Below are 25,959 nucleotides of genomic sequence, written 5' to 3'. Positions count from 1 at the left end.
CACCCTCACAACGGCCGACCCAAAACCTGAATCATATGCTGTTTGGCGCCGAAGCTGACCGGCCCCGCCGTCCGCACTGGTTCGAAACCTTGCCCTTGCCAGAACCGAAGCCCGTGTTCATTTTCCATGAGCACGCCGAGTTCCAGCCGTTGGACGTGCTGTGATTTCAGCCACCTGAAAAAGTCATCGCAAAGCGTTCGCCCGACCCCTCTTCCACGAAGCGCTTCGTCGATCATGAGCAATGCGATCCACCAACACCCCGCCCGGGGATGATCGCGATCGCAGGCCAGCAAACCGACAAATTCGCCATCGACTGCTTTCAACCCGAATACGAACTTGTCGGCCTCCGTCCGGTTCGGCGGAAAGTTCTCAAATTCCTCTTTTGCGCTGGCGGCGTTGGGTAGTTCGCCTCGTTCAAGCACGACATAGTCCGAGCAGGCCTGATACAGCGGCACCAGTCGCGGAGCGTCAACTCCAGTTAGCCCTTCAATCTCGTACCCGGAGATCGAAATTGGAAATCTGGTGGTTTTGTCCATGAAAGTCCTGGCTCTGGAAAGCGCCGCCTCCTCACTTCACCTCGAATTGCGGATCGACCGGAATCTGCAACGCCGTGACCATATGGTTGGTCTGCCCCGCCAGCCCGATGATCGACACCAGCTCGCCATGCTGCGCATCCGTCATGCCCTTGGCGCGGGCTGCCGCCGTGTGCGAGTGGACGCAGTAGGAGCAGCCATTGGCGGTCGACACCGCGATGTAGATCATCTCCTTGGTCAGCGGATCGATGGCGCTGTCAGCGACCATCACCACCTTCAGCTGCTCCCATATCCGCTTCAGCGCCGGGGGATCATTGGCCAGCCCGCGCCAAAAATTGTTGACGAAGTCAGATTTGCGCGTCGCGCGGATGTCATCGAAGACGGCCTTCACGGCGGGGATTTTTTCGACCTCGGCATCGCTGAGGAGTCTTGTGGCGGCCATGGGGTTTCCTTTCGTTTGGATTGTCGTGTGAATTGAATCAGAGCTTGAGCAATTGCGGTCAATTGTCTTGGACGATTCAGTTTTTGCAGGTCGGCGCCCCTAGCTTCGTCATCCTAGGGCGAAGCAGGCGCGAAGCGCCGTCGCGGAGACCCTAGGATCCATTCCGTGACGTCTGTCGAAGTGTGCAGCGGAGCAGAATCCTGCACCGCAGCAACGCCTGGAAGTCGCGGCATGGATCCTCGGGTCTGCGCCGCGTCGCTACGCTCCTTGCTTCGCCCGTGGATGACGAAGGGATGGACGTCCCGGCCAATTATCGACGTAAGCACCGCCCAGCACCCTAATGCACGGCCGCGTACATGATCTTCTCCTCCGTCGCCTCCGCCGGCGAAAACTCCTCCACAATACGCCCTTGCCTACAGACAAGAATCCGGTCGGACAGGTTCATGATCTCCGGCAGATAGGACGAGATGACGACGACGGCGAGGCCCTCATCGGCCAGCCGGTTGATGATCTGGTGGATTTCGGCGATGGCGCCGACGTCGACACCGCGTGTCGGTTCGTCGAAGATGACGATACGCGGCTTCTGCACCAGTCCCTTGCCGATCACCACCTTCTGCTGATTGCCGCCGGAAAGCTCGACGACACGCGCATTGTCGTTGATCGCCTTGATGTTCAGCGTCTTCGTCCATTCGGCTGACAGCACACGCATTTCCTGCTGGTTGATCACCCAGGCCTTTTCGCGGCCAGCCGCCAGCAGCCCGCCGAACAGGTTCTCGGCAATGCCCATCGTCTCGAAGATGCCTTCGCTCTTGCGGTCCTCGGTGACGTAGACGATGCCGTCGGCCACCGCTTCGCTCGGCACGAGATAGCGCACCGGTCTGTCATCGAGTTCAATGGCGCCGCCGCGCAGGAAATCGCGTTTGTAGATGCCCGACACGATCTTGAAGGTCTCGGTGCGGCCCGAGCCGATCAGCCCGAACACGCCGGTGATCTGGCCCTCGAAGATCGAAAAAGACGTGTTGCGCACGACATTGCTCATCGAGATGTCCTGCACCGACAGCACCTTCTTGCCCGCCTTGCGCAACTTGGCTTCATCGCGCTGGCGGTAGATCTGCCCTGACAATGTGCGCCCGACCATGGCTGAAACGATCTTGTCGCGGTCGAAAGCCGACGTGTCGTCTGTGATGACCAACTCGCCGTCGCGCAGGATGGTGATGCGATCGGCAATATCGAGCGCTTCTTCCAGCGCATGGCTGATGAAGACGATCGAAACGCCGCTCGCCTTCAAGCGGCGGATCAGCGCGAAGAAGTGTCGCTTTTCTTCCGGCGTCAGCGTCGCCGTCGGCTCGTCGAAGATGATGATCTCGGCATTGTGGTGCACGGCGCGCGCGATCTCGACCATCTGCCGCTTGGCCGCACCCAGCGTCGCCACCATGGCGTTCGGATCGACCGGGAAATTCAACGACTGCAGGAATTGCTGTGCTGAAATATACGTGCCGCGCAGTCGATTGAGGAATTTTTCAGTACCGAGATAGAGGTTCTGCGCCACCGTCATCGATGGCACCAGGCTGGTCTCCTGGAACACCATGGCGATGCCGGCTTCAAGCGCCGCATGCGGCGAGGCGTAGGCGATCTCCCGGCCCTTGTGGAACATCTTGCCTGAGGTGGCGTCGACCACGCCGGCGATGATCTTGGTCAGCGTCGACTTGCCGGCGCCGTTCTCGCCGAGCAGCGCGTGGATCTCGCCCTTGCGCAGCTCGAAGCTGACATTCTTCACTGCAGGCACGCCGCGATAATTCTTGGTGACGTTTTCCAGCCGAACGATCGGTTCCATCAAAAACCTCCCGCGTCGATCGCCAGCACGCAGTCGCCGCCCCTGGAGGCGATGAACAGAAGGCCGTCCTTTTCCACCACACTGCAGATGCCGTGACGCGTGCCGTTGGCGCGACTGTGCAGGCTGAATTGCGGCTGCATCTTCTGGTCGAGCCTCACCACCAGCCCATAGGAGCGGCTCGGCGACCACGGCTTGTGGATGCCCATGGTGCGGATGCCGCCGCATTGCAGCGGCTCGAGGAAGCTGCGGCTGGACGCCAGCGCCGGCGCGATCCAGTAGGCCGGTGACACCTGGCTCAGCATGTCCTGGCGATAGTGCGTTTCCTGCAGCACGAATTCGATCAGCCGGTTGCGCGGCGCGAACAGGGTCAGCCAGGCGCCACCATCGGCGGAAGGCGACAGCCGCGCGGGATAGCCGGGCAGATGCGCCAGCATTGTGGAACGGCTACCGGTCGCGCCGTCGAAGCGGACGAGTTGGTGACGCCAGCTCTCGCTGACCAGCACATCCCGGCCGACAGGATGCAGCCCATAAGGAAAGGCGATATCGCCGGCGACCTTGCGGAAGTCACCGCCTGCCGCGTCCCGCTTCCAGAGCGAACCGGAAGCGCCCTTCTTCATCAGATCGGCGACCCATTGCGGCGGCGCATGCTCGGCCGAGCCATTGGCCAGCCACAGCGTGCCATCGTCTGCGTAGGCAAGTGCGGTGATGCAACTGATATCAGCGGGCAGCGAAACGTCCTTGCCTGATATCAGCAGCTTGCCGCTTTCCAGCCCAACCGTGAGCTCGCCCGATTGCGACAGCGCCAGAGCCGTGATCGGAGATGGAAAGGTCTCGACAATCGTGGGTTCGCTTCCGGCGGCAAGCGAGTAGACGGCGTTGCCGCTGGAGGCGAACAGCCTGTCACCGGAGACCAGCAGATTGTCTGGCTCGGTCAGCTCGGCAAACGCCGGCGCATCATCGAGCCGCGTGTTGGGACGAAAAGCGCCGTCGAGCGGCGGGATGGTCACGGCCTTGCCGCGAAACAGGTCAAGCACAGGGTCGAGGATCATGGCTTTGCTCCCCAATAGGAAGCGGGGCTGGTCCAGTTCGGATCGGCGCCTGAAATCTTGTAGCGGCCGATGCGATTGTTGAGGATGCCGCCGACGAACAGATATCCCTTGTGCTCGCGCATCGAGGTGACCATCGGGTGTGCGCCACCGGTGAGGTCGCCCATCGCCTCGACGATACCGCCCTTTTCGTTGAACTTCACCACGCCGCCGGTGTTGATGTTGGGGAACAGCCATTCGTCCTGCGGCAGCCGCCGCGTCATGCGCTTGCGCATATCGGGATGGCGCAGCGACAGGTCGAAGCTCGGCGTGCGCATGCCGAGCCACGCCATCCAGTAATTGCCGTCGGAAGCGCGGTTGATGTTGTCGGGATAGCCCGGCATGTCACGGATGACGCATTCAGCGGTGCCGGCCTTCGGCCCTTCCAGCCAGTAGCGATGCACCCGGCAGGCCCAGCTTTCGGCGAAGAACAGCGACTTGCCGTCATGCGCCATGCACACACCGTTGGTGTAGCGGTAGCCGTCGAGCAACGTCCTGGTCGACCCGTCCTTCGGGTCGTAGACCAGCAGCCGCCCCGTGGCGCGGTTCTCGATCGAGTCCAGCGCCCAGTCATGCGCGTCGTAGCGCTTGGTCGAGTCGGTGAAATAGATGCGGCCGTCCGGTGCGATGTCGCAGTCGTTCGGGTCACGCAAACGCGCATCGTCGACGATCGAGGTCCACGAACGCGATGTCTCCGCTGACAGGCGTTTGACCTCTCGATCCGGCGAGACCGAATAGAGCCCCATGGCGCCGACGCAGCTGATCAGATTGCCCGATTTGTCGAAGGCCAAGCCCAGCGGAAAGCCGCCGATGTGGGCAAAGACTTCCGACCTGACATAGTCCGGCGCGAAGAAGCGGACGATTTCGCCATGGCGCGTGCCGCAATAGAGATTGTCGTCGCGGTCGAGAATGACGTCTTCCGGCCCCTCCAGCTCACCAAGCCCGATATGCTCTGCGGCCGACAGCCGGTTGTCGAGTTCGTACGGCGTGCCCGAACCGGGCGCCGCCGACTGCGTTTCGCCCATCCTGAGATAGACCGGCGCGACATAGACCTCGTTCAACACCTTGTGGCGGTTCTTCAGCCAGCGGATGTCGATGGTCACCGCCACAGCCAGCATGATGCCGAGCACCATCTGGTTGGTGCCAGTACCGTAGCCCAGGCGGATAAGCCCGTTGGTCATGGTCAAGACGATGATTGCGCCCATCAGCCCCTTGATCACCGAACCGCGGCCGCCGCCGAGGCTGACGCCGCCGACAACCGCCGCCGTCAGCGCCATGATCTCGAGATTGAGGCCGGTGCCCGGCCCTGCCCCGCTCAACCGGCAAGCGATGAGGAAGCCGCCGATCGAGGCGCAGAAGCCGGAGAAGACATAGGTCATGAACACGGTGCGGCGCACGCGGATACCGGCATTGTGCGCCGAGCGTCTGGAGCCGCCGACCGCCAGCACGTGCCAGCCGGGCCGCGAGCGGGTCAGCGCGATGTGGGTGACGATGGCCAGGATGATCGCCAGCCACACCGAGACGGAGAGCCCCCAGAAGGTGCTGTCTCCGATGAAATCGAGCACATCCGAGGTGGCGGTCGAAAGCTGCACGTCGGCGGCATAGGTGGTGACCAGGATGTCGAACAGCGCCCGGCCGAAGATGAAGGTGACCAGCGTGGTGAGAAAAGCGCGCAGCCTGAGATAGCCGACGAGATAGCCGTTGATGGCGCCGAAGACGAGGCCGGTGACGAGCGACGCGGCCATCGCCAGCCAGATCGACTGTTCGAGGATGAAGAAGACATAGACCGCCGAGAAGCAGGACAGCGCGAAGATCGAGCCGACCGACAGGTCGATGCCGCCGCCCAGCATCACCACCGTCATGCCGGTGACCACCATGGAGAACTCGCCGAGCTGGCGGGTCGATTCCTGCAACGCGGTCAGCTTGAAGAAGCCCGGAATGATCGAGCCGAAGGTTGCCAGCGTCGCCACCAGCGCCAGGAACGGAATGGCGTTGTCGGTCCAGCGTTTGGTCAGGATCTCGCCGACGACATGGTCGGGCACGAGATTGTAGCGCCAGGACTGGAGGCGTTCGCGAAAGGACATCGGGCTGTGTTATCCGAGAGAAAAGAGAAAGAGGTGGCCGGCCGATCCGCAGAGGCAATCACGTCAGGTTTGCGCTGCCCCTCACCCTTACCCTCTCCCCGTGAAGAACGGGGAGAGGGGGTCGCCAGCGCTGGAGCTTCTTCCTCGACCATTGCGACAGGCGCCTTGGTACGCGGGTAGCTCCCTTCTCCCCGTCACTATACGGGGAGAGGGTGCCGGTAGGCGGATGAGGGGCAGCGCCAAGGTCGAAAAAAATCGATCCTACTTCGCCGCCGCTTCGGCCTGCAGCGCCTTCAGGTCCCAGCAGCTGTCGGGCTTGAGGTCGGCCTTGGTCGTCGCCTTCTCCAGCGTGTAGATGTAGGTGTGCGAGGTGCCGGCCGGCTGGCCGCTCTGCAGCAGGAACTTGATGATGGCGTTCATGTCACCCGACTGGCGGGCGAGATCGGTCATCACCACGGCGCCATAGGTGCCGTCCTGCAGCTTGTCGCAGTCGGCCGCCTTCTCGCCGCCGCCGGTGGTGACCAGGAACACCTTGCCGTCGAGCTTCGCGTCGCGGATCGCGGCGGACGCGCCGGTCGCGTCACCGTCCCAGAAATCGATGATCGAGCAGATATCCGGATTCTGCTGCAGCATCGTCGTCGTCACGTTGCGCGAGGTCGTCGCATCCCAGTTGGAATCGGGCTTCGCCACCACCTTGAAGTCGGGATGCTTGTCCAGCACCTTCATGATGCCGGCATATTGATAGAGGCTGGAGGAGTTCGCCTGGTCGCCCTGCACAAGGCCGATCTTCTTCGAAGAGTTTTCGCCGCAGCCCTTGATCGCCGCTTCGGCCTCCAACTGGCCAAGCCGGTCCCAATCGCTGCCGATGAAGGCGTCGGCCGGGAAGTTGGCCGGATTGTCGACCAGAATGACATAGGTGCCGGCGGCCTGCGCCTTCTTCATCAACTTGGAATAGGAGTTGAGGTCCGGTGCATGGATGATCAGCACATCCGGCCTGGTGTCCGACGAGATGGCGTCGGTGATCGCCTGCGCGCCGGCATCGACCACCCAGTTCGGGTCGCGCGTCTCGAACACGCCGCCCCAGGCCTCGACTTCGGTCTTCAGGTAGTGCGCCCAGCCCTGCGCCAGGTCGAAGCCCATCGCCAACGGCACCAGCATGACGCGCTTGCCCTTGAGCGCCTGTGCGTAAGCCGCCGGGCCGGGATCGTCGGCGGCGAAGGTCGGCGCCACGAAGGCGGTGACGGCGAGCGCCGTGGCGGCGGCCATCAATGTCCTGATGAATTTCATGTCAGATCCTCTCGTTTCGATTTTCATTGCCGGCCGATCGGGATGGATCGGGCCGGGTACCCCTAAATGTCGCCTTGCTGGGCGGTCTGTTCGTCGCGTGGATTGATGATGCCGTCGACGATGATGGCGCCGAGCAGGATCGCTGCCTTGATCAGGTTCTGGTAGAGCAGCGGAATGTCGATGATGGTCATGGCGTTGAGCAGGATGCCGATCAGCGCCGCCCCAACCAGCACGTTGCGCACCCCGCCCCGCCCGCCCGAAAGGCCGATGCCGCCGATCACCGCGACCAGCACGATGTCGTAGAGCAGCGTCGAATTGACGACGCGGGTATTGATCGAATGCAGGCTGGCCGCCGTCAGCAGGCCAGCGATCAGCGCCACCAAGGCGGAGAGCACATAGCGCAGCACCAGCATCGGCCGCACCGGAATGCCGATGTTGCGCGCCGCCACCGGATTGTCTCCGGCGAAATAGATGTAGCGACCCCATTTGGTGTAGCGCAGGAACAGGAAGAACAGGAAGGCCAGCCCTGCGAAGACGAACACCTCGACGGGAATGTCGAGGAAGCGCAGGCCGCCGAGCAGCTCTACCCAGTGGCCTTGTGGCACCGGCACGGCATCCTGCGTGATCAGTTGCGAGCGCACATAGCCGAAGACGAAGGAGCCGGTGGCCAGCGTCACGAAGATCGCCGGCACATCTGCATAGGCGACGAGAAAGCCGTTGAGCAGGCCGATGGCGAGCACACCGGCCAGCACATAGGCGAAGGCCAACCCGTCCGGCGTGCCCGAATTCAGAAGTTGCAGATACCAGGCGACCGACATCGCCATGATCGCCACCGCCGACAGGTCGATGCCGCGGCCGATGATGACGACGGCCATGCCGAGCGCCAATATGCCGAGTACCGACACGGAGCGGACAATGGCGACAAGGTTGTTGGGATCGATGAAGCCCGGCAGGCCTATGGCAGCGGCAACGAACAGCACCACCGCGATGGCAAAGACAATGCCTTCCTGATTCAGGCTCCTGAAATTCGGCCAGCCGATCGTGTTCATGTCTGCGTTTGCCCCGATGGCAGCGCTGCCATCCCTGGGAAGAAAACTAATCGGCTCAGCGCCGGTTCGTCAAATGAATCCGCGTTCAGAACCCGGGCTGGCAGCGATATTCACCGAGTGGACGCATCGATTGCCGAAGTTGGCGCAATGCATGGAAAAGCCTGCGCTTTTGGCAATTGGTTGCGCCATTGCGGCCGCTCGCGAAAGCGCAGCACCAAGGCGAAAGGGCAAGACGGAATTTATCTCCGCATCAGGCGGGAAAAATCGATCTCACTTCCCCGGCGCGTGGCCGGAAACCTCGGCGCCCGCACCCTGCGGCAGCGCGAGAAAGCGCAACGCCGCCACCAGCCCAATGGCGCCGATCGCCAGGAAGGCGATTCGAAAATCGACGAGGTCGAGTTCCGGTTGCGCCCTGGCGATCTGCGACAGATTGAGGATCGCCGCCGCCACCGCGACGCCGAACAGCATTGCAACCTGCTGCAGCATCGAGGACAGCGTCGCCGCCGAGCTGCGTTGCGCCGCATCGATATCGGCGAAGGCCAGCGTGTTGAGCGCGGTGAACTGCATCGAGCGCGACAGGCCGGCGATCAGCATCAGCGTAACCACCAGCGCCTGTGGCGTCTGCGGCGAGATCGCAGCGCAGGCCATGATCGCCGCCGAGGCGATCAGGCCGTTGACGACCAGCACCGATCGGAAGCCGAAGCGGCGCAGCGTCGGCGTCGTCACCGTCTTCATGCCGAGATTGCCGAGGAAATAGGCAAGGATCATCATGCCGGCATCGACGGGGCTGAGGCCAAAGCCGACCTGGAACAGTAGCGGCAGCAGGAACGGCGTGGCGTTGATCGCCACCCGAAAAATGGTGCCGGCGGCAAGTGTCGATATGGCGAAGGTCAGCACCTTGAACGAGGAGAGATCGAGAAGCGGATGCGGCGCGCGCCTGAGATGCCGCACCGCCAACCAGCCGATGACGATGCCGGCTACGATCAGCATCACCGTCGGCAGGATACCGTCTTCGGGATGCGCGATGCGCTCGAGGCCGTAGAGCAGCAAGGCAAGTCCCGCCGATGTCAGAAAAAAACCCGGCCAGTCGAGCGGCTTGGGATCGGCCTCGCGGTCGCCCGGAATAAAACGGGCGACCAGCGCCAGCCCGATCACGCCGAGCGGGATGTTGATGAAGAAATTCCAGTGCCACGACAGAGTGGTGGTGATGAAGCCGCCGAGCACCGGCCCGACCACTGGCGCAAACAGTGCCGGCCAGGTGATCAGCGCCGTGGCGTTGAGCAGCTCCGACTTCGACGCGTTGCGCAGCACGAGGATGCGCCCGACCGGCGTCATCAGCGCGCTGCCCAGCCCCTGCACGACACGGGCGGCGACGAATTGGGTCAGATTTTGCGAGAAGCCGCAGGCGAGCGAAGCCAAAGTGAACAGGACGATCGCCAGCAGGAAGATGTTGCGTGCGCCGAACCGGTCGGCGAGCCAGCCCGACAGCGGCACGAACACCGCCATGGTCAGCATGTAGACGGTGATGCCGATGCTCATCGCCACCGCCGACACGCCGAAGGACGCACCCATCTGCGGCAGTGAGGTCGAGATGATCGTCGAATCCAGCAACTGCATGAAGAAGGCGATGGCGACGATCAGCGCCACGCGCCGCGCATTGGTGGCCGTTTCGGGTAAGGCTTCGGTCTCGGGAATGGCAGTCATGACGGAACCGGTTTGAACAGCATTTGGCAGGCTGCGTCCAGAGACGGCGCAACAAACTTTCGTGTCGCGAAACTTTCGTGTCGCGCCATGGCCTGCTATGGGGTGAACGGGGTGGCCGAGGAAAGTGTCCGCGTAAAATGAAGCCCATCTATATCGACTACCTCAATGCCCTCGACATCGATGCCCTTGCCATGACCGATGGCGAAATCATCGCCGCCATCGAGGCTGGCCTGGTGGCGCAAGGCAAGGGCCAGACGGTGATCGAGCCGCGCGTCCATCTCGAGCCGGACCCTTCCTTCCACGGTCATTTCAACGTCTTGCGCGGCTACGTCGCGCCGCTCGACACCGCCGGCGTCAAGATCGTCGGCGACTATGTCGACAATTACCTGCACGGGTTGCCTTCCGAATTCGGCATCCTCAATCTGTTCGACCCGCGCACCGGCACACCGCGCGCCATCCTCGACGCCACCGTCATCACCGACATGCGCACCGGCGCCGTCACCGCCATCGGCGCCAAGCATCTGGCACGCAAGAATTCCAAGGTGCTGGCCCATATCGGCGCGCGCGGCACCGCCTACTGGAATGTGCGCCTGCTCGACCATCTCTTCGACTTCGACGAGATCCGCGTCCATTCGCGCCGCCCGGAAAGCCGCGACGGTTTCGCCGCCAAACTCTCCGCCGATCTCGGTAAGAAAGTCACGGCGGTGGCCGACTGGAAGAGCTGCATCGAGGGCGCCGACATCGTCGTCGAGGCCTCGCGCCTGCCCGAACCGCAACCGCTCTTGAAGACCGAATGGATCAAGCCCGGTGCTCTCGTGGTGCCCTATGGCACGATGAGTGCGGTGGAGCTGTCGCTGACAGACATCATGCAGAAAATGGTCGTCGACGATTGGGGCCAGTGCAAGGGCGGCAAGTTCGGCTCGCTGCGCGCCCATGTCGAGACCGGGCGGCTGAGCGAGAAGACGCTGCATGCCGAGCTCGGCCAGATCGCCGCCGGTCTCAAGGCCGGGCGTGAGAACGACGACGAAACGATCCTGTTCTGGCACCGCGGCCTGTCGCTGTCCGACATTGCACTGGGCAAGGCGATGCTGGCCAAGGCGCAGGCGCAAGGCATCGGCCAGAGGCTGCGCTTCGCATGACCGCCCTCGTCCTCACCGGAACCGGTATCCGTATTGAGGATGTCGCCGCCGTTGCGCGCGAGGCACGCAAGGTGGAAATCGGACCCGATGTCATCGGCAGGCTGGAGAAGGCACGAAAAGTGCTCGACCAGGCCGCCGCGTCCGGCCAGCAGATTTATGGTCTGAACACCGGGCTCGGCGCCAATCTCGGCACCACGGTGGAGGGCGACGCCAGCGCCTTCCAGCGCCAGTTGCTGGAGGGACGCAGCGGCGCCGTCGGCGAAGCGTTGCCGCTTGATGCCGTCCGGGCAACCATGGTCGCCCGCGCAGCAATGCTGTCGACCGGCGGCTCCGGCCTTTCGCCCGCCGTCTTTGTTGCGTTGGTCGACGCGCTCAATGCCGGCGTCCATCCCGTCATGCCGTCGCTCGGCTCGATCGGCGCCGGCGATCTGGTGCTGATGACAGCCCTCGCCCGCATGCTCACCGGCGAAGGCGAAGCGGACTATCAGGGCCGTCGCATGCCGGCGGCCAAGGCGCTGATGATGGCCCGCCTCGCCCCCATCAGCCTGGCGCCCAAGGACGGGCTGTCGCTGATCAACGCCTCGGCGGTGTCCGCAGGCAGCGGCGCACTTGCGGTGACGGATGCGCTATCCGCCCTTGCCCAGCAGCAGCAGGCCGGCGCGCTGACCATGGAAGGTTTTGGCGCCAACCGCACCGTCCTCGACCCGCGCCTGCATATGGCGCGTCCGGCGGCTGGCCAGCAGGAAGCGGCTAGGGCGCTGCACGATCTGCTCGCCCGCGACGAGGCGCCGGCGCCGACCACCTTGCAGGACCCGCTGTCGATCCGCTGCATGCCGTCGATCCATGGCGCACTGATCGAGGCGATCGGTCAGGCGAGACAGGCTGTCGAGATCGAGCTCAACGCCGCCGCCGACAATCCGCTGGTGCTGGGCGATGATGAGCTGGTGCTGTCGACCGGCAATTTCCACACCGCGTCGCTGGCGCTCGCCTTCGAGACGCTCGGCCTGGCAATCGCCCAATGTGCCGCTGCCAGTGCCGCCCGCTTCATCCAGCTCACCGGCTCGGGCCGCAACGGCCTGCCGAAATACCTGTCGCCGGTCGGCGGCGCCTCGGCCGGCTTCGTGCCGTTGCAGAAGACGGCGACGTCGATCCTGGCCGCCATCCGCCACAAGGCCAATCCGGTCATGCTCGACTTCCTGGCCGTGTCGGAAGGCGTCGAGGATCACGCCACGCAGACACCTCTCGCGATGGTGAAATGCGCCGGGATGATCGCGCTGTGGCGCCGCTTGATCGCCTTTGAATTGATGGCAGCTGCACAGGCCGTCGACTTGCGCGAAGGATTCACACCGGCGCCGCGCACCGCCGCACTTCACGCGGCGATCCGCGCACTCGTCCCGACGCTGAAGGATGACCGGCCGCTCGGCATCGACGCCGAGGCGCTCTACGCCGCGCTCGCCGGCGGCAGTTGGTCGGCCTGACGCGGCTTCTCAGAAGACGACGGTCTTGTGGCCGTTGAGCATGACGCGGGCTTCAAGATGCAACTTGACGGCGCGCGCCAGCACCCGGCTTTCGATGTCGCGCCCGACAGCGACGAAGTCCTCGGCGCTCATCGCATGGGTGACGCGTTCGGTCTCCTGATCGATGATCGGGCCTTCGTCGAGGTCGGAGGTCACGTAGTGCGCGGTCGCACCGATCAGCTTGACGCCGCGGTCGAAGGCCTGATGGTAGGGCTTGGCGCCCTTGAAGCTCGGCAGGAAGGAATGGTGGATGTTGATTGCCCGCCCGAACAACCGGTCCGACAGGCCTTTCGAGAAGACCTGCATGTAGCGCGCCAGGATGACCAGTTCGGCCCCCGTCCGCTGCACAAGGTCCAGCAGCTTCTGTTCCTGTTCGGCCCTGTTTTCCCTGGTGGTCGGCCAATGGTGATAGGGAATGCCTTCAAGCTCGGCGAAGCGGCGGGCATCCTCGTGGTTGGAGACGACGGCGGCAACCTCCGCGTTCAGCCAGCCGACCCTGATCTGGTACAGCAGATGGAGAAGCGCATGGTCGAACTTGGAGACCATGACGATGATCTTCGGGCGGCGCCCCTGATCGACCAGCGCGGTCTTCATGCCGAAGCGATCGACGCTTGATTTCAGGGCCCGCTCCAGACCGTCCTTGGTCGAGCCTGGCGGACTGATGAAGGCGATGCGCATGAAAAAGCGATTGGTCTGCCGGTCCCAGAACTGGCTGCTTTCGGCGATGTTGGCGCCGTTCGCGGCAAGCTCCGCCGTGACGGCGGCGACGATCCCCGGCCGATCCTCGCAGGAAAGGGTAAGAATATGAACCGGCGCGGCCTCGCCCATCGCATCATTGCCTTGAGATTTCACGCCCCGTCGACCCTCTTCATGAACAGGCTGAGCTCAGCCGGGTCCATATGCACCACATGCTTGTCTTCGGGATAGGCCAGGCTGTTGACATCGGCAACATATTCCGAGAACGCGGCGATGCGCTCGGCTTGCAAACGATCATATTCGGCGGCGAAATTGCGATAGACCTTGGAATGGCGGGGCATGTGGCCACGGTTCTGGCCAAGGATATCGTCGGCGAACAGATATTGCGCGTCGCAGCCGGTACCCGCCCCCATCGACAGCATGATCAGCGACGTCCGCTCCGAGATCGCCTTCGCCACCTCGACCGGCACGACCTCGATTTCGGCGCCGATGGCGCCGGCGGCCTCCAGCTGCTTTACCGCCGCGAAGATATCCATGGCTGTGTCGGCGGTCTTGCCGACCGCCTTGAAGCCGCCAGTCCAGGTCGCGCGGGAAGGAATGAGGCCGACATGGCCGATCACCGGGATATTGTCATCGGCCATCCGCTTGATGGTGGCGTAGCCGGCGCTGCAATAGACCGCGTCGGCGCCGGCCTTATAGAGCCGGAAAGCCCAGCGCACGAAATCGTCCGCCGTGCCGATCTCGTAGAAATTGTCTCCCGGCATGGTGAACAGGCTGGGTGCCGCGTCGCGGTATTGCGGGTTGAGCACCAGTTCGGGCGGCACCGAGACGATGTCGACCCCTGCCCGCTCGGCGGCCTCGGCCTCGTCCATCGTCAGCACGCGCAGCATGGTCAGTTGGCGCTTGCCCTTCATGGCGCGCAAATCCGCCACCGTCGGTCTTTTTCGGCTCATCTGGAGGTCCCTCTGTTACATGCTGCGGCAGGTCAGCCGATCTGGATCATCACTTTGCCAGCCTCGACCTTCACCGGATAGGTGGCGAGATTGACGCACACCGGTGCGCCCTTGGCCACACCTGTCTTGTAGTTGAAGCGGCCATTGTGCTTGGGGCATTCGATGATGTCGTCCATCACCAGCCCATCGGCCAGGTGCGCCTTCTCATGCGTGCAGAAACCGTCGGTGGCGAAGTACTCGTCATCCGGACTGCGATAGATGGCAAAGGTTCGGCCGCCATGGTCGAAGCGGATGACGTCCTCTTCCTCGACATCATCGACGCCACACGCCTCAACCCAGTCCGCCATCTGTTTCTCCCGCAACTCTATTCCGCCGCCGCCGGGACGGTCAGCGCATGAAACTCCTCGCGGTACGGCCGCGCCGTCGGCGGCAGCTCGCGCTTGAGGAAATAGTCCTCATACTGGAGTTGCTTGATGAGCACCGGCCAGACCTCGCGATAGGCATGCCACATCGACGGATTGGGTTCCGGCAGGTCATGCTTGATCAATTCATGCAGCCTCGGCAGCGCGTGATAGGGCACCATCGGGAACATGTGATGTTCGACGTGGTAGTTCATGTTCCAATAGATGAAGCGGCTGATCGGGTTCATGTACACGGTGCGCGTGTTCAGCCGGTGGTCGGTGACGTTGTCGGCGAGGCCGATATGCTGCAGCAGCCCGGTCAGCACCATGTGCCAGCTGCCATAGAGGCGCGGCAGGCCGATCAGCACCAGCGGCAGGAACGACCAGAGGTACAGCGCCAGCGCGAGCGCAGCGACATAGATGGCGACATGCCAGCGCGCCGCGGTGACCGCCTTGTGCAACTCCATCTCGGGGATGAAACTCTTTTCGTCGGGCGAGATGCCGCCAAAGGCGTTGCGCACCAGTGTCGGCAGCGAATAGCGGAAATCGAGAACGCCGGTGAAGGCGAGTGCGGCGCGCAGCAGGTCTGGCGGACGCATCACCGCGATCTCGGCGTCGCGGCCGACTATGATGGTGTCGGTGTGGTGGCGGGCATGGCTCCAGCGCCAGGTCACCGGATTGCGCATCAGCATGAAGCTCGCGATCTGGTAGACGACATCGTTCATCCAGCGCGTGCGGAAGGCGGTGCCGTGGCCGCATTCATGCCAGCGCGAGTCGCTGGACGAGCCGTAGAGCACGCCATAGACGAGCAGGAACGGCACCACCCACCACGTGCCCCAGAACCAGATGATGCCGGCGGCAGAACCCAGTATGGCAACGATCCAGATGATCGTGTCGCGGATCGCCGGCCCGTCGGAGCGCTGCATCAATTCCTTCATCGCCTTGCGCGCGACGTCGGTGTGATACCACTCGGCCGAGGCCAGTCCGGTCTCGATCGCAAGCCGAGTGCTTTCGCCGACCAGGCTGTAGTCGCGCTTCTTCTCCATCACATCGATCTCCGATTTCCGGCCCGCCAGCCGGAGCATTCGTTTCGCATCATGCCCTGTCCGCCAATCCCGGAAAATTTCCCGACGGCGCAGGATAATCCTGTTGCGGTTGCCTGGCGATCGAAGCGATCCTCTGTTCAGCCGCGGCGATCGCGCCGGCGCCGTCGAGCACCCGGAACACCGCGTCGTAGGAACGGCTTTCGCCATGCTCCAGCCAGATCATCTCGCCACGCTCGCGCGCCGCGAGATTGCCGAGCACATGATGCGTTGAAGGCTCGATGCCCAGCGCATACTGCCCCGCCTGGAAATTCTGCCACTGATAGGCGCAAGGCAGCTGATCCTTGCGCGTCACCACCTCGAAGCCAAGGCCAAGACGGTCGTTGACCACCGCGACAGGAACTTCGCCTGCGCCGTCCGCCGTCATCTCGTGTTGCCAGACCTGCTCGCTGAAACCCGATTGCGGCGCCGGCATCGTGTGGTAGCCGACCTTCTGCGCCTGATAGCACTCGCCGGCGTGGCCCGCCCAGACCACATCCCGGATCGGCGCGAGATAGCGCGAGCCTTCGTCGAGCAAGGGATGGCTGATATTGACGTGGTAGAAATACATATGCGGCGTGCGGTTGAAGCCGTGATTGACGACGCGGTCCGAGAGCCGGATCTCGTTGCCGCCGACATCGGCCTCGATACGCCGCAGCAGATGCAGATCCTCGCCGAACACCGCCGATTGCTGCACGATGCCTTCGGCCCACAGCACGCAGCGGTCGCCATCCCAGGTCTCGCCATAACCGGTCAGCCGAGCCGGAATGGTGCCGACGCGGCCGTGCAGCGAATGAACCACGCTCTTCTTGCCCGGGTAGTTGTAGGTCTCGGCGGGCACTTCTTCCCGGCCCAATATGTGGTCGAGGCCGCAGGTGACAAGCAGGCCCGAAAAAGAGCGCGCCCAAGCCAGCCCGCTCTCCCCCTCATAATCGTGCAGGCCGGGGTTGCGAAAACCGCTCGGCGAATGCCAGCCGATCGCCTGGCCCTTGAAGTCGCAATCGGCGATGTCGAGCGCCCGGTCGACCAGCGCGGTGAAACGCAGGCCCGAGCCGGTGCGGAACTCCAGCATGCGGATGCCGCGTTCCACGCCGTCGCCGAGCGTCATCAGCCGCACGCCGGCGAATTGCGACAGCATGCCTGAACGTTCCGATACCTGCCGGCGCGAAAGCGTCTTGCCGTAGAGCTCTACCATGTGACGGCCAACTTCTTCACTTCGCTCTCGTCTCTTTCAGCAGGGCCGACATGTCGGCGCCGGTGATGATGCTTTCCACGGTCAGAAGATCGGTATCGGCAACCGTCTGCTCGGCGACGATCTCGCCACGGCGCATGACGATGATGCGGTCGGCGACCTGGAACACGTGATGGATATTGTGGGTGATCAAAAGCACGGAATGACCGGCGTCACGCACCTCCTTGACGAAGCGCAGCACGCCATGGGTTTCCTCGACGCCGAGATTGTTGGTTGGCTCGTCGAGGATGATGACCTTGGCGGCGAACTGCATGGCGCGCGAAATCGCGATGGACTGTCGCTCGCCGCCCGACAGTGTTGAGACCAGCGCATCGGCATCGAGTTTTTTCGAAATGCCAACGCGCTTCAACAACGCCGATGCCGCACCGCGCAGTTTGGCGAGATCGAGCGGCGCGAACACGCCCAGCCATTTCAGCTTGACCGGCTCGCGGCCAAGGAAAAGATTGCGCGCGATGCTGAGATCCGGCGCCAGCGACGTGTCCTGGTGGATGGTCTCGATGCCGAGATCCATCGCATCGCGGGTCGAGCGGATCGAGACCTTTTCGCCGCGCACATAGATGTCGCCACGGTCGACGGGAAACACGCCCGAGATCGCCTTGATCAGCGTCGACTTGCCGGCGCCATTGTCGCCGAGCAAGGCCACCACCTCGCCCTCGTTGAGGGCGAAGGACGCGTTCTTCAGCGCACGCACGCTGCCGAATGATTTTTGTAGATTCTGCAGCCGGAGAACTTCCATCGTCAGCCCCTTGCGGCGTTCTTCTGCAGCAGAGCGTGCAGGATGAGCATGGCCAGGATGATGACGCCGACGAAGATGTTGTAGGCCAGGCCCGGCACGCCGATCAGCACGATGCCGTTGCGGATGGCGCGCAGCATCAGCGCGCCGACGATGGTGCCGAGAATCGTGCCGCGCCCGCCGGTCAGCGCCGTGCCGCCGACCACCACCATGGCGATCACTTCGAGCTCGTAGCCGGTGCCGGCGACCGGCGACGCCGCCGAGATGCGGAAGGCGCTGATCATGCCGGCCAGCCCCGCCAGAACCGAGGTCAGGATGAACAGCCACACCTTGACGGCGTCCGCCGGCACGCCACGCGCCACCGCCGCGTTGCGGTTGGAGCCGATGGCGCTGATCCAGTTGCCGAGCTTGGCATAGCGCAGGACATAGATTGCCAACAACGACAGGCCGATGAACCACCACAGCGAGGTGTAGAACCGGAACGAGCCTATGTTGAAGCTGCCGGCCAGCAGCGTCACGAAGAAGCCAGGCTGATCCCAGGATTTCAGCGGAAAGCCCTGTGTGATGTAGAGCGCTGCCCCGCGCACCACGAGCAGCATCGACAGCGTGACCAGGAAGGAGGAAATGCCGATCTTTGTGACGATCAGCCCGTTGATGGCGCCGATCGCCACGCACAGCAGAAGCCCGGCCAGCAGCGCCACACCGATGCTTGCTTCGCCGTTCTGCACCAGGAGCATGACAACGACCGGCGCCAGCCCGAACACGGCGCCAACCGACAGGTCGAACTCGCCCGCCGTCAACAGCAGCGTCATGCCGAGGGCGATGATCCCGAGCTCAGGCAGGAACGCCATCATGTTGGAGATGTTGAGCGGCGACAGGAAATTGGCGTCGGCGATGGCGAACACCGCAAGGAGGACAATCAGGATAATGAGCGAAGAAAATTGCGGCGAGCGCAAGAGGCTCGATCTGCGTTTCCCGATAGGCATTTCGTCTTCTGCGGCGATCGTCATGACTGCTTGAACCATGCTTTGAAGAGACGCCCGCGGCCTGCGCCGCGGGCACCGGCTTTCACTTCGTGTTGTAGAGTTTCAGGATCGGTTCGACGCTTGAGGCGTCGTAGAGGCTGAACGTGTGGATGTCGTAGCCGATCGGCTCGCCCGACGCGGCGAGCCCGAGCAACGCCACCGGCATGAAACCTTGCGCCGACGGGAACTGCCAGGCGGCCGCGTTGACGAAGCCGGATTTGACGGCCTCCGCGGTCTCCTTGGAATTGCCCCAGCCGACGACCGGGATCTTGCCGGCCGGCACGCCGGCGCCGTCGAACACCCGCTTGACGCTGGCCGCCACGGAATCGCCGAGCGCGATGATCGCCGGTGGATTGTTGGCGACCATGTAGTCGGTCATCTTGGCGATGATGCCGGCCGGATCGGTGCCGCAATCGACCACATCATATTTGATGCCGAGCGGATCGAAGACACTGGCGATGCCTTCGGTCTCCAGCTGCTGGTAGCTGGCGCCCGGCACTTCCACCGGCAGGAACACCTTGTCGCCCTGCTTCACCATCTTGTGGTCGACCAGATACTTGGCCCAGATGACGCCGGCCTCCTTGAGATCGGCGCCGACATAGGCCTGCCGTCCGGTCGCCGGATCGTCTGTATTGAAGAACACGATCTGGATGCCGGCCGCCTTGGCAGCCTTGACCTCCTCGGTCCACAGGCCCGGCTGCGCCGAGGTGGTGGCGATGCCGTCGGGCTTGGCGGCAAGCGCGGAATTGAAGGCCTCCTTCTGCGCTGCCATGTCGCCACCGCTGAAGGAGATCTTGCAGGTCACCTTGAGCTGGTCGCAGGCCTTGGTGGCGCCGGCATTCCAGTCGAGCCAGAACGCATCCGACGGACCGCCATGCGACAGCAGGTAGAAGGTTTTCTGCCCATCCTGCGCCAATGCCTGCGAGGCGAATGCGATGCCCGCGAACACAGTCGCGGCCGCCGCCAGTTTCAATCCGAATTTCAACACTGCAATTCCTCCCTTGTTGTTGCTTCCAAGCCGGATGCACCGCCGGCAAAGGGCGGCGCACAGCCGGTCAGAGGCCGTTGGCGCGGAACTTGTCGTCGAGAAATTTCTTGGCCCTCGGCACGTCGTCTTCCGAAAGGTGTTCGATGATCACCGGGATGTTCGGATTCTTCTGCGACAGGCGCTGCAGATAGAGGTCGTAGTTCAGCGAGCCGGTGCCTGGCGCGTTGAGCACCATCTCGCCAACGCCGCGGAAGGTGTGCGAGGCCAGCGCGTCGTCATCGCCGATGTCGGCATGCTTCTCGCTCTTGTCGTCGCCGGCTCGTGCGACATCCTTGGCATGCGCGATTTTGACCTTGTCGGCCAGCGTGTCGAACACCTGGTTCAGCACCTTGTCCATCTGGTCGATGTTGTGGCTTTCGAAGTAGTTGGTCGGATCCATCAGCAGGCCGAGGCCCGGATGGTCGACCTGCGCGAACATCCTCACCGTTTCCTCGACCGAGCCGACGACATTGTTGACGTAGGTTTCGAGCAGGAACATTGAGCCGTGGTCATAGGCTTCCTGCGCCAGTTCGGAGATCACCTTGCGGCACATCTCAAAACCCTCTTCGGACTTGTTCTTGGGATCGCTCATCCACTCGCTCTCGGTGTTGTAGGTACCGGTCTCCGAGATCACGTAAGGACTGCCGAGCTGGCGGGCGTTGCGGATGATTTCCTTCAGCCGATCGACATTCGCCTTGCGGTGCGCGAGGTCGGGATGAATGACATTGGTGTAGCCTGAGATGCAGCAGATCGGCAGGTCGTGGGCACGGAACGTGTCGCGAACCTCCTTGGCCTTATCCTTGGTGATCTGGCCGGCCGACAGATCGATATCCTTAAAATGAAGGTCGAGCTGCACGGTGTTGAAACCGTGGCCGCGAATTTTCTTCGCAGTCTCTTCGAGGCCGTAGGGGAAATACCCCGTAAAGATCCCGGATTGCATCATGGTGTGAATTCCTCCCTGTAAGCGATTCAGTTGATTGAAGTTGTCGAGATTTCGGAAAGCTTGACCGTGCGGCTCTCGTCGATCGAGCGGTAGCCCGCCTCGACCAGCGCCATGGTCTTGACGTTGTCGGCGACCGACAGCGCCGGCGGCGTGCCGGTCTTCACCGCGTGCTGGAGCTGCTCCATCACCCCGATGAAGGCGTGCGGGAACCACATCGTGTCCCAGCTTGGGCTGACCCACTCGCCGCCGGTCGTCTCGGTCGAGGCGTAGGTCAGCGTCGAGGCAGCACCCGTCGGCCAGCCGATCGTGCCCTTGGCGACGCCCTTGGTGCCGTCGACACGCCAATTGATGTGCTGGTCGTCCTTGTAGCCATCCTGGCGCGGACCGGACCACACATCCTCCAGCGACACGGCGAGCACGCCGGACGGGAAGCGCAGCGTCGACACGGTGATGCCGTCCGAGTGGTCGAATTTCGTGCGCGGATCCTTGCGGGTCAGCGTGGTGATCTCGTCCGGATCGCCGAACAGGAAGCGCAGCACGTCGAGATGGTGCACGCTCATATTGGCCAGCGTCAGCCGGTCGTAATCCTCGAGGAAGCTCTGCCAGTGCGGGATGGCGTGCATGTCGATCTGCGCGAAGACGATGTCGCCCAGCGCGCCGCTGTCCATGATCTGCTTCAAGACGCGCATCGACTGGTCGTAGCGCATGTTCTGGTTGACCGAGAGGATCTTGCCGGCCTTGGCCGCCTCGTCGCGCAGCTTGACTGCTTCCTCGACCGACAGCGCCAGCGGCTTCTGCGCCAGGATCGCCTTGATGTGCTTCTGCTTCAGCGCGTGACGGATCAGCGCCGGCTGCAGGTCGGGCGGGAAGGCAAGGTCGATGATCTGGACATTTTCGTCCTCGATCAGCTTTTCCGGCGTGTCGTGGACGGTCGGGATGGCCCAACGCGTCGCCACCTTCTCGGCACTCGCCTTGGTGCGCGAGGCGATCGCTATCACCGGGAAGCCAGCTTCCTTGTAGGCGGCGAGATGGCATTCGGCCATGATCATGCCGGCGCCGACGCAGCCGATCCTGTATTCCTTCGTGCGGACCTTCACGTCCGGCTCGAAGCCATTGCCTGCCATCTGATCCTCCCGAAGCTCGTGTCTTGCGGCCGCCGTCATCGTGCCAGCGCTCCCCCGCTCTGTCCGAAATAATGCACGCGAGCTGGCTCGCAGGATATCGCCACCATGGCGTCCGGCCGGATGTCGGGCTGGCCGCGCAGCAATGCCTTCAGCCGTGACTGCCCGGCAGCGAGCGTCACCACGGTGTAGCCGCCAAGCGGTTCGACCTCGAACACCCGCGCCGGGCGGCCTGGCCCACCGTCCGCCCACGGTCTGACCTTGATATCTTCCGGCCTCAGCCCGATCTCGATGGCATCCGCCGGCACCGTCTTGTCCTTGATATGGATCGTGCCTTCGGCAGCCTCGATACCGCCCTCGCCGCGCACCGATCTCAGGATGTTCATGACAGGCGAGCCGAGCAGCCGCGCCACATAGGTGCTGGCCGGGCGGTCATAGATTTCGGCCGGCGCGCCGATCTGCCTGATCCTGCCATCCTCCAGGATGGCGATACGGTCGGCGACCGACATCGCCTCTTCCTGGTCATGCGTGACATAGATCAGCGTCTTGCCGAGTTCGCGCTGGATGCGCTTCAGCTCGACGCGCGTTTCTTCGCGCAGCCTGGCGTCAAGCGCCGAGATCGGATCGTCCATCAGATAGGCGTTGGGATCGCGCACCAGGGCACGCGCAATCGCCACACGCTGCCGCTCGCCGCCGGAAAGCTGTCCCGGCGGCTTGTGCAGGATGTGGCCGATATGCAGCTTCGCCGCGACGTCGGCGACCCGCCTTTTGATCTCGACCTCGGCGACCCGGCGTTCGACCAGGGGGAAGCGGACATTGTCGAGCGCGCTCATATGCGGGAACAGCGCCAGGTTCTGGAACACCATGGCGACGTTGCGCTCGGCCGGCGACACGGTGTTGACCAGCCTGCCGCCGATCAGGATCTCTCCGGTATCAGGCGTCTCCAGCCCGAGCACCAGGCGCAGGATGGTCGACTTGCCCGACAGCGGCGGCCCGAAGAAGCAGAAGAATTCGTTGTCGTTGACTGTGAACGAGGCGTCGTCGACGGCAAGTGTGTTGCCGTAGCGCTTGGTCACATTGCGGAAGACGATATCGGCCATCTCAACCTGCCTTCATCGCAAGGCCGGTAGCGGCGTCGAAGATGCGCACCGACGACGCGGTGGGGGCAACGATCGCGGTGTCGCCGATCGCCAGCCCGACATCGTTGTCGAACACCGCCTTCACCGCATTTTCGCTATGGCCGAGATGAACGATGGTGCGCGCACCGATCCGTTCGACGAAGGTGACAGGCATGGTGAGGCCCTGCCCATTCTGCACCAGCGTCGCCTGTTCCGGCCGGAATCCGTAAAGCACCTCGCCGCGCGCGCCGCGCAGCGCCGCCGCGAGCTCACCCGGCAGCGGCGGGGTGATGCCCACGGGTCCGAGATCGACGACCAGCCCGCGGTCGCTCTCCGCCGGCCTGCCCTTGAGCAGGTTCATGCCTGGCGCGCCGATGAAGCGTGCGACGAAGACATTGGCCGGATCGTTGTAGACCTCGAGCGGCGTGCCGACCTGCTGCAACACGCCGTGGTCCATCACCGCGATACGGTCGGCCATGGTCATCGCCTCCAGCTGGTCGTGGGTGACATAGACCATGGTCTGGCGGAACTGGCGCTGCAACTGCTTCAGTTCGGTGCGCATGACGGCCCGGAAAGCGGCGTCGACATTGGACAGCGGCTCGTCGAGCAGGAAGATCGCCGGCTCCATGATCGCCGAACGGCCGATCGCCACCCGCTGCAATATGTTGACCGACAGCCGGTCGGCCTTGCGGTCGAGCAGCGGGGTCAGCTGCAGCATTTCGGCGATGGCGCCGACACGGCGGTCGATCTCGACTTTCGCAGCGCCTCGCATCCTCGGTCCATAGGAGAGGTTCTGGCGCACCGTCATATGGGTGAAGATAGCGTAGTTCTGGAAGACGAAGCCGACGCCGCGCCGTCCCATCGGCACGCCGGCCATGTCGCGCTCGCCAAACAGGATCTTGCCGCCGGTCGGCTCCTCCATGCCGGCGATCATGTTCATCGTCGTCGACTTGCCGCACCCCGACGGCCCGAGCAGCGCCATGAACTCGCCATCGGCAATTGCCAGGTCCATGGTCTTCAGCGCGGTGAAGTCGCCGAATTTCTTGACCAGGTTCTGCAGGTGAATGGCGCTCATGCCGGTACCTCGCGCGCCCGCGCCATGCGCTTCATGGCGAACACCGCGACGATCGAAAGCACGATCAATATGGCCAGCGCGATCGCTGCGACATAGCCCCAGATCAGATCCTGCGTGGTGAGCTTGTAGATGTAAACGGAGATGGTCTCGGTGGCGACGCCGGGACCGCCGCCGGTCATGATGTAGAGCGTATCGAAGATCTTGAAATTCTCGATCACCCGGATCGCCAGTGCGATGATGATGATCGTCTTCATCTTCGGCAGCACGATGGTGACGAAGCGCTGCCACGGATTGGCGCCGAGCAGCGTCGCCGCCTTGATCTGATCCTCCGGCACGCCGACCAAGCCGGCAAGCAGGATGAGGAACATCAGCGGCGTCCACTGCCAGATGTCGGCGACCATCACCGCGATCAGCGCCAGCGTCGGATCCGACAGCCAGGCGATGGTGACCGGAGAGCCGGTGAGCGACGACAAGATGTCGTTCACCGGGCCGCCCGACTGGAACAGCATGAAGAACATGTAGCCGGCCACCGCCGGCACCACCATCATCGGCATCAGCAGGATCGAATAGAAGATCCGCTTGCCCGGAAAATCGTCGGCAAACAACGTCGCCAGCGCGAGGCCAAGCAGGAACTCCGCCGGCACGCAGACAATCATGACGATGGCCGTGCGCTTCAGCGCGCTCCAGAAGCGCGGATCGGCGGCAAGGTCGGTGTAGTTGGCAAAATTGTTCCACAGCGACCAGGCGTTCCACCAGCCAAGACCCGACAGCGGCGACCAGTCGGTGACGCTGATGTAGAGCTGCATCAACAGCGGGAAGGCCGAGATGAACAGCACCAGTATCTGCGCCGGCAGCGTCAGCCGGAAACCCAGCCTTGCGCCCTCGTCGCGCGAAACCGGCCTTGCTCCAGCGGTTTTCATCTCGTCCTCTGAAACCATGGCAGTCACCGCGCTCATTGCTTGAGCGCCCCGAAAGTCAGCCCGCGCACCAGATGGCGCTGGATGGCGATGCCCATGATCACCGGCGGCACGGCCGCGATCAGGCCAAGCGCCGCCTTGGCGCCATAGAGCTGTCCGGTCATCGAAGAGGACAGCGAGGCCATGTAGACGGGGATGGTCACCCATTCGCGCGTCGTCAGAAGCAGTGCGATCAGATAGTCGGACCAGTTGAGGATGAAGACGAAGAGTGCAGCACTTGCCAGTGGCGCGCGCATCATCGGCAGGGTGATGCGGGTGAAGACGCGCAGCCGTGAACAACCCTCGACAAGGGCTGCCTCCTCGATCTCGCGCGGCATGTCGTCGAAGAAGGTCTTCATCAGCCAGAAGGCGAACGGCAAGGTGACGATGCCGTAGATCAGCGCCAGCCCCCACCAGCTGTCGGTGAAATTGAGAAAGGCCCACATGATCATCACCGGGATCATCACCGCCATCGGCGGAAACAGCCTGAGCTGGATCAGCGCCAGCGGCAGGTTCTGGCCGGAGCCGAAACGCGACAGTCCGTAAGCCGCGGCAGTGCCCGCCGACATGGCGATCACCGTGCCGAACACCGCCGACAGCAGCGACGACAGGATCGGCTTCAGCGCCGTGCGGTCGAGCGCGACGATCAGATTGTTGGTCGACTCGCCGAAGACGAAACGGAAATTGCTGAGCGTCGGGTTCTTCGGCCACCATGTCAGGTCGGCGCCGGTCGCCGACCATTCGGCGATCGGCTTGAACGCCATCGACACCATCCACAGGATCGGCACAAGCGTCACCGCCATGGCCGCGAGGATCGCGGCGTAGCGGAATATCTCGAAGGGAATGGAACGCTTCATCTGGCGGCTTTGCTGGTGGCGTTGTGGGCGGAGGGGAGAGAGCAAG

The 25,959-nt window shown here is 63.4% G+C and carries 24 protein-coding genes; 2 read left to right on the top strand and 22 right to left on the bottom strand.

What is annotated here, in order from left to right:
- Nucleotides 1-5 precede the first annotated feature (5 nt).
- The 8 genes from HB777_07435 to HB777_07400 form a co-directional block, all read right to left on the bottom strand.
- Nucleotides 6-536, bottom strand: a complete 531-nt coding sequence (locus tag HB777_07435; GenBank protein QND63748.1) for a GNAT family N-acetyltransferase — start codon at nt 534-536, stop codon at nt 6-8.
- A 31-nt stretch (nt 537-567) separates the two neighbouring features.
- Nucleotides 568-975 carry a carboxymuconolactone decarboxylase family protein gene (locus tag HB777_07430; protein ID QND63747.1) on the bottom strand — a complete coding sequence of 136 codons (408 nt, stop codon included), beginning with the start codon at nt 973-975 and terminating at the stop codon, nt 568-570.
- Nucleotides 976-1,312: 337 nt separating this feature from the next.
- The gene (locus HB777_07425) at nt 1,313-2,809 is read right to left on the bottom strand and encodes a sugar ABC transporter ATP-binding protein (GenBank protein QND63746.1); all 1,497 of its coding nucleotides are present in this window, start codon (nt 2,807-2,809) and stop codon (nt 1,313-1,315) included.
- Nucleotides 2,809-3,858 (bottom strand): hypothetical protein, encoded by a 1,050-nt coding sequence (locus HB777_07420; protein ID QND63745.1) that lies wholly within the window; start codon nt 3,856-3,858, stop codon nt 2,809-2,811. The genes HB777_07425 and HB777_07420 overlap by 1 nt, the downstream gene beginning before the upstream one ends.
- On the bottom strand, nt 3,855-5,978 hold the full coding sequence (locus tag HB777_07415; protein QND63744.1) for an ABC transporter permease: 2,124 nt from the start codon (nt 5,976-5,978) through the stop codon (nt 3,855-3,857). Before HB777_07415 ends, HB777_07420 begins: the two co-directional genes overlap by 4 nt.
- Before the next feature lie 261 nt (nt 5,979-6,239).
- Entirely contained in the window at nt 6,240-7,265 is a 1,026-nt protein-coding gene (locus HB777_07410) for a sugar ABC transporter substrate-binding protein (GenBank protein QND63743.1), read from the bottom strand.
- 62 nt (nt 7,266-7,327) lie between these two features.
- Nucleotides 7,328-8,314 (bottom strand): ABC transporter permease, encoded by a 987-nt coding sequence (locus tag HB777_07405; protein QND63742.1) that lies wholly within the window; start codon nt 8,312-8,314, stop codon nt 7,328-7,330.
- A gap of 270 nt (nt 8,315-8,584) precedes the next feature.
- Nucleotides 8,585-10,018, bottom strand: a complete 1,434-nt coding sequence (locus tag HB777_07400; GenBank protein QND63741.1) for a DHA2 family efflux MFS transporter permease subunit — start codon at nt 10,016-10,018, stop codon at nt 8,585-8,587.
- Between the two features lie 137 nt (nt 10,019-10,155).
- Here HB777_07400 and HB777_07395 point away from each other — a divergent pair, with 137 nt between their 5' ends.
- On the top strand, nt 10,156-11,157 hold the full coding sequence (locus HB777_07395; GenBank protein QND63740.1) for an ornithine cyclodeaminase family protein: 1,002 nt from the start codon (nt 10,156-10,158) through the stop codon (nt 11,155-11,157).
- Nucleotides 11,154-12,635, top strand: a complete 1,482-nt coding sequence (locus HB777_07390; GenBank protein ID QND63739.1) for a histidine ammonia-lyase — start codon at nt 11,154-11,156, stop codon at nt 12,633-12,635. Before HB777_07395 ends, HB777_07390 begins: the two co-directional genes overlap by 4 nt.
- A gap of 9 nt (nt 12,636-12,644) precedes the next feature.
- On the opposite strand, the gene purU is transcribed toward HB777_07390, so the two are convergent.
- The 14 genes from purU to HB777_07320 form a co-directional block, all read right to left on the bottom strand.
- Entirely contained in the window at nt 12,645-13,502 is an 858-nt protein-coding gene (gene purU, locus HB777_07385; GenBank protein ID QND68701.1) for a formyltetrahydrofolate deformylase, read from the bottom strand.
- 20 nt (nt 13,503-13,522) lie between these two features.
- Complete coding sequence (locus tag HB777_07380) at nt 13,523-14,323, bottom strand: 3-methyl-2-oxobutanoate hydroxymethyltransferase (GenBank protein QND63738.1); 801 nt, start codon at nt 14,321-14,323, stop codon at nt 13,523-13,525.
- A gap of 32 nt (nt 14,324-14,355) precedes the next feature.
- A complete protein-coding gene (locus HB777_07375; GenBank protein QND63737.1) occupies nt 14,356-14,670 on the bottom strand; it encodes a Rieske 2Fe-2S domain-containing protein in 315 nt (104 codons plus the stop codon).
- A 17-nt stretch (nt 14,671-14,687) separates the two neighbouring features.
- Complete coding sequence (locus tag HB777_07370; protein QND68700.1) at nt 14,688-15,773, bottom strand: fatty acid desaturase family protein; 1,086 nt, start codon at nt 15,771-15,773, stop codon at nt 14,688-14,690.
- 46 nt (nt 15,774-15,819) lie between these two features.
- Nucleotides 15,820-17,001, bottom strand: coding sequence for an aldose 1-epimerase family protein (locus HB777_07365; GenBank protein QND63736.1), 1,182 nt, complete (start codon nt 16,999-17,001; stop codon nt 15,820-15,822).
- Nucleotides 17,002-17,017: 16 nt separating this feature from the next.
- Nucleotides 17,018-17,800: a sugar ABC transporter ATP-binding protein gene (locus HB777_07360; protein QND68699.1), complete on the bottom strand. Its 783-nt coding sequence runs from the start codon at nt 17,798-17,800 to the stop codon at nt 17,018-17,020.
- Nucleotides 17,797-18,816 (bottom strand): ABC transporter permease, encoded by a 1,020-nt coding sequence (locus HB777_07355; protein ID QND63735.1) that lies wholly within the window; start codon nt 18,814-18,816, stop codon nt 17,797-17,799. Before HB777_07355 ends, HB777_07360 begins: the two co-directional genes overlap by 4 nt.
- Before the next feature lie 43 nt (nt 18,817-18,859).
- Entirely contained in the window at nt 18,860-19,804 is a 945-nt protein-coding gene (locus HB777_07350; protein QND63734.1) for a substrate-binding domain-containing protein, read from the bottom strand.
- A gap of 67 nt (nt 19,805-19,871) precedes the next feature.
- Nucleotides 19,872-20,786 (bottom strand): sugar phosphate isomerase/epimerase, encoded by a 915-nt coding sequence (locus HB777_07345; GenBank protein ID QND63733.1) that lies wholly within the window; start codon nt 20,784-20,786, stop codon nt 19,872-19,874.
- Nucleotides 20,787-20,812: 26 nt separating this feature from the next.
- On the bottom strand, nt 20,813-21,910 hold the full coding sequence (locus HB777_07340; protein QND63732.1) for a Gfo/Idh/MocA family oxidoreductase: 1,098 nt from the start codon (nt 21,908-21,910) through the stop codon (nt 20,813-20,815).
- A 35-nt stretch (nt 21,911-21,945) separates the two neighbouring features.
- A complete protein-coding gene (locus tag HB777_07335) occupies nt 21,946-23,007 on the bottom strand; it encodes an ABC transporter ATP-binding protein (protein QND63731.1) in 1,062 nt (353 codons plus the stop codon).
- 1 nt (nt 23,008) lies between these two features.
- Complete coding sequence (locus HB777_07330; protein QND63730.1) at nt 23,009-24,100, bottom strand: ABC transporter ATP-binding protein; 1,092 nt, start codon at nt 24,098-24,100, stop codon at nt 23,009-23,011.
- Complete coding sequence (locus tag HB777_07325; GenBank protein ID QND63729.1) at nt 24,097-25,056, bottom strand: sugar ABC transporter permease; 960 nt, start codon at nt 25,054-25,056, stop codon at nt 24,097-24,099. The genes HB777_07330 and HB777_07325 overlap by 4 nt, the downstream gene beginning before the upstream one ends.
- Complete coding sequence (locus tag HB777_07320) at nt 25,053-25,913, bottom strand: carbohydrate ABC transporter permease (protein QND63728.1); 861 nt, start codon at nt 25,911-25,913, stop codon at nt 25,053-25,055. The genes HB777_07325 and HB777_07320 overlap by 4 nt, the downstream gene beginning before the upstream one ends.
- Between the last annotated feature and the right edge of the window lie 46 nt (nt 25,914-25,959).

The sequence above is a fragment of the Mesorhizobium loti genome, from assembly GCA_014189435.1.
In the GTDB taxonomy this organism is placed as follows: Bacteria; Pseudomonadota; Alphaproteobacteria; order Rhizobiales; family Rhizobiaceae; genus Mesorhizobium; species Mesorhizobium loti_G.
Note: the sequence above shows the minus strand (reverse complement) of the source record. Positions and strands in the feature narration are given on the sequence as shown.